This is a genomic window from Roseobacter sp. MH60115 (assembly GCF_015644665.1).
Classification (GTDB): Bacteria; Pseudomonadota; Alphaproteobacteria; order Rhodobacterales; family Rhodobacteraceae; genus Roseobacter.
This window is the reverse complement of sequence record NZ_JADOBQ010000004.1, coordinates 1-5,000: the sequence shown is the minus strand read 5'-3', so window position 1 is coordinate 5,000 and position 5,000 is coordinate 1. Positions and strand designations below refer to the sequence as shown.

The window sequence follows — 5,000 nt, the reverse complement described above, 5'->3', positions numbered from 1 at the left end:
ACAGAGTTGTCCAAGTCAAGTACACTAACCCGAGCAATCGCAAGATTGCTCTTTGTCTGGGTCCGCACGGACCCAGGCGGGAAAAAGTATGCTTTTGGTTCAGAATAAAGGGCGTCTTTTAGTTACCAGCTGAGAGGCCCGCGATTGACGCAAGTCTTTCTTTTTCTGGATCAAATCAAGCGCGAAAAGGGCGTTTGGTGAATGCCTTGGCAGTAAGAGGCGATGAAAGACGTGATACTCTGCGATAAGCCATGAGGAGCTGAGAATAAGCTTTGATCCATGGATCTCTGAATGGGGCAACCCACCTGATACTGTGTTATTATTGATCCCTCGGGATCGGCTAATAATGCGGTAAAACAGGTATTTATAACCTGAATACATAGGGTTATAAAAGCAAACCCGGGGAACTGAAACATCTAAGTACCCGGAGGAAAGGAAATCAATTGATACTCCCCTAGTAGCGGCGAGCGAACGGGGACCAGCCGAGCCATGAGTGTGGTTAGAATGCGTTGGAATGCGCAACCAGAGTGGGTGATAGTCCCGTATAAGAAGCATGATTGGACGTATTAAGTAGGGCGGAACACGTGAAATTCTGTCTGAAGATCGGAGGACCACCTTCGAAGGCTAAGTACTCCTTACTGACCGATAGTGAACCAGTACCGTGAGGGAAAGGTGAAAAGCACCCCGACGAGGGGAGTGAAACAGTACCTGAAACCGAACGCCTACAATCAGTCGGAGCTTGACTAGAGTCTAATTTGGACGGAAAAGAATAGGCATGAAATCGCTTATACTTACCGTACCGATCCTCCTCGCATCCTCAACATTTCTCGCAGCTTCCGAATACGTCTTCGGGATCGGTCAGGATGATTTGGACGGGCGGGCATCGGAGGCTTTTGCCATCCAGCTTGAAGTTCATTCCAATCCGCTACGCGAGTATCGGTGGGGATCAGTTTCTGGGATGGTTGCAGCCCAAGTTGACGAAGACGGAGATGCCTACTTGGGCATCGGCCTGTCGACGTTATGGAACACATCAGACAAATGGTTCATCGAGGGCAGCCTGGCAGCAGGCTACTACGATGAGGGCAGCGGAGGCACGGACCTTGGCGGCAATCTTCAGTTCAGAACCCTCGTTGGTTTTGGCTACAGGATTTCCGATCAGGCACGGATCTCGCTTGCTATAGACCATCTGTCGAACGCAGGGATCGAAGATGTCAATCCGGGTCGTGAAGCGATCTGGATCAGATATGGCCGGTCCTTCTGATGCGTCCAAATTAGTCTCTAGTCTTGTGACGGCGTACCTTTTGTATAATGGGTCATCGACTTGGTCTCACGAGCAAGCTTAAGCCGTTAGGTGTAGGCGCAGCGAAAGCGAGTCTTAATAGGGCGTCGAGTTCGTGGGATCAGACCCGAAACCGAGTGATCTAGGCATGGCCAGGTTGAAGGTACGGTAACACGTACTGGAGGACCGAACCCACATCCGTTGAAAAGGATCGGGATGAGCTGTGCCTAGGGGTGAAAGGCCAATCAAACTCGGAGATAGCTGGTTCTCTGCGAAATCTATTTAGGTAGAGCGTCATCCGAATACCCTCGGGGGTAGAGCACTGGATGGGTAATGGGGCCCCACAGGCTTACTGATCCTAACCAAACTCCGAATACCGAGGAGTACTAGATGGCAGACACACGGCGAATGCTAACGTCCGTCGTGGAGAGGGAAACAACCCTGACCTACAGCTAAGGCCCCTAATTCATGGCTAAGTGGGAAAGCAGGTGAGACGACCAAAACAACCAGGAGGTTGGCTTAGAAGCAGCCATCCTTTAAAGATAGCGTAACAGCTCACTGGTCTAAATAAGTTGTCTTGCGGCGAAGATGTAACGGGGCTCAAGCCATGAGCCGAAGCTTAGGATGCATTTATTGCATGGTAGCAGAGCGTAGTGTGACATAATTCCATGTGTCCTTACTCCCTTCGGGGATATTGGACACGCGGAGTTTTCTGTGAAGCCGGCGCGTGAGCGATCCGGTGGAGAGATCACTAGTGAGAATGATGACATGAGTAGCGACAAACAGTGTGAGAGACACTGTCGCCGAAAGTCCAAGGGTTCCTGCTTAAAGCTAATCTGAGCAGGGTAAGCCGACCCCTAAGGCGAGGCCGAAAGGCGTAGTCGATGGGAACCAGGTTAATATTCCTGGGCCAGATGGAAGTGACGGATCTCGAGGGTAGTTCATCCTTATTGGATTGAATGGGCTGCTTAGAGGTTCCTGGAAATAGCTCCATCGCTAGATCGTACCCTAAACCGACACAGGTGGACTGGTAGAGAATACCAAGGCGCTTGAGAGAACTATGTTGAAGGAACTCGGCAAAATACCTCCGTAAGTTCGCGAGAAGGAGGCCCAGTTTCTACGCAAGTATTGGCTGGGGGCACAAACCAGGGGGTGGCGACTGTTTATTAAAAACACAGGGCTCTGCGAAGTCGCAAGACGACGTATAGGGTCTGACGCCTGCCCGGTGCCTGAAGGTTAAAAGGAGAGGTGAGAGCCTTGAATTGAAGCCCAGGTAAACGGCGGCCGTAACTATAACGGTCCTAAGGTAGCGAAATTCCTTGTCGGGTAAGTTCCGACCTGCACGAATGGCGTAACGACTTCCCCGCTGTCTCCAACATAGACTCAGCGAAATTGAATTACCTGTCAAGATGCAGGTTTCCCGCGGTTAGACGGAAAGACCCCGTGCACCTTTACTACAACTTCACACTGGCATTAGGCCGAACATGTGCAGGATAGGTGGTGGGCTTTGAAGCGTGAACGCCAGTTTGCGTGGAGCCACCCTTGAGATACCACCCTTGTTCTGCTTGATGTCTAACCGCGGTCCGTTATCCGGATCCGGGACCCTGTGTGGTGGGTAGTTTGACTGGGGCGGTCGCCTCCTAAAGCGTAACGGAGGCGCGCGAAGGTTGGCTCAGAGCGGTCGGAAATCGCTCGTTGAGTGCAATGGCAGAAGCCAGCCTGACTGCGAGACTGACAAGTCGAGCAGAGTCGAAAGACGGCCATAGTGATCCGGTGGTCCCGAGTGGAAGGGCCATCGCTCAACGGATAAAAGGTACGCCGGGGATAACAGGCTGATACTGCCCAAGAGTCCATATCGACGGCAGTGTTTGGCACCTCGATGTCGGCTCATCTCATCCTGGGGCTGGAGCAGGTCCCAAGGGTACGGCTGTTCGCCGTTTAAAGAGGTACGTGAGCTGGGTTTAGAACGTCGTGAGACAGTTCGGTCCCTATCTTCCGTGGGTGTAGGATACTTGAGAGGAGTTGCCCCTAGTACGAGAGGACCGGGGTGAACGATCCACTGGTGGACCTGTTGTTGCGCCAGCAGCAGTGCAGGGTAGCTATGATCGGAAAGGATAACCGCTGAAGGCATCTAAGCGGGAAGCCCCCCTCAAAACAAGGTATCCCTGAGGGCCGAGGTAGACCACCTCGTCGATAGGCCAGAGATGTAAGCACAGCAATGTGTTCAGTTGACTGGTACTAATTGCCCGATAGGCTTGATTTGATCCAGTAGAAGAGAGATTTTCTAGGACAATCAAAAGCATACACAGCACATTAGAGTGCGAGACTTGGACAACAGAGGTTTTTCATGGTTTGGTGGTCATAGCACGAGCAAAACACCTGGTCCCATCCCGAACCCAGCCGTTAAGTGCCGTAGCGCTGATGGTACTGCGTCTTAAGACGTGGGAGAGTAAGTCACCGCCAAACCTAGTAAAACCTCTGTTAAAGTATCTCTCTTCCGGTAGTCTTCCAAATCCCTTAGTGTATTTTCGAAGCGTCCATTGATAGACACGTGCTTTGCTTCAGAGGCACCCGGTCCATCTCAGCAGGCAGGGCCTGCTCAGCACGCTTATTGTTGAGGCGTCGAACTAAGTCGTAAGCGTTGCATCTGACCCCTAATTTGGTGTCTTACCGTAAGCGATGCAAGCTACCCCCTATTTACCTTCTTCCGACCTAGACACCTAAGGCGTATATTGGCGCTACGCGCCAATATATAGAACAGTTTTTGACTTCCGGCCCTAACCTGACTTCCGCAATGTGGTATCGATGCTGCGGCGCAGCCCGTCGAAGCTGCCTTTCGCTGCAGAAGCGACACCTAGCAATGGTTGACCAACGCCTTAGTGACCGCCGCGAGTTCAGCCGTTTGGCATGCGCGCTTGATTTCAGTCGTACAGAAGCCGAACTTCTTCGGGACCTTCGGTTTGCCAAAAGTACCAATATCGGCGGTCGCTCTCTCGCCCTAGCTTTCTAGAGTAAGCGCCAGTTGCTCAGTAGCAGATCGCTTTACCGACTTATTTGAGAGAGGCCCTATCTTGATCTCGTATCCTTCTTTTCGGTAATTATGAAGAAAGTTAATCTTCACCGAGTTCCGCATGTGCTCGCAAGATCTTAGCTCAATTTCCGAAATGGGTTCCGTTTTTGTGCCAATTAATCGAAGCAGATTTCTATGGAAAATATCGAAAGCACACAGCATTAATTCAATTCGCTCAATATGATTGATGTCATTTTTTGATTCTGCTTGTTCGAAAAGTCGAAGCGCAAACCTGAACCACTTTTGATACTTCTTATCACTTTCATATCTCTCGCAAAATTCACTAAAGCTTATGATACATTGTCCAGTTTGCGGATCGATCATTAGCTCTCCCATCGCTTGTGCGGCTCTGCGCGGAATTGTTGTTTTTAAGATCTTCTCCACTTCACTGGAGGACAACTCGCCGTGGTAGTCAAAGCTGTTCATCGCTTTGAATACTCTCAAACCTCTATGATTTAGGCTGCTTCCGTCTGACTCTGGCGAAGCAAACTCCAGATAGGCTTTTGTTTCGATTATTCTCCACCTGTCTTAGCCCCGTAGAACTGTGCCACTATTTTGGTGTCACAGGAGGGATGATGGATGGCGCGGAAGCGGTATTCGGATGAAGATGCGTTGAAGCTTTTGCGTGAGATTGACGTGCATTTGCACGAT

General features: G+C 50.8%; 1 protein-coding gene and 2 rRNA genes. 2 read left to right on the top strand and 1 reads right to left on the bottom strand.

What is annotated here, in order from left to right:
• Positions 1 to 173: 173 nt before the first annotated feature.
• Together ISX84_RS13035 and rrf are read left to right on the top strand one after the other, a co-directional pair.
• A 23S ribosomal RNA gene (locus tag ISX84_RS13035) occupies positions 174 to 3,542 on the top strand.
• Between the two features lie 88 nt (positions 3,543 to 3,630).
• Positions 3,631 to 3,745 (top strand): 5S ribosomal RNA (gene rrf, locus ISX84_RS13030).
• A 532-nt stretch (positions 3,746 to 4,277) separates the two neighbouring features.
• Here rrf and ISX84_RS13025 read toward each other — a convergent pair.
• On the bottom strand, positions 4,278 to 4,775 hold the full coding sequence (locus tag ISX84_RS13025; protein WP_195820824.1) for a hypothetical protein: 498 nt from the start codon (positions 4,773 to 4,775) through the stop codon (positions 4,278 to 4,280).
• Positions 4,776 to 5,000 lie beyond the last annotated feature (225 nt).

Excerpts from the sequence above, each read along its gene's own strand:
- ISX84_RS13025 (WP_195820824.1), bottom strand. The coding sequence starts at position 4,775 with ATGAACAGCTTTGACTACCACGGCGAGTTGTCCTCCAGTGAAGTGGAG.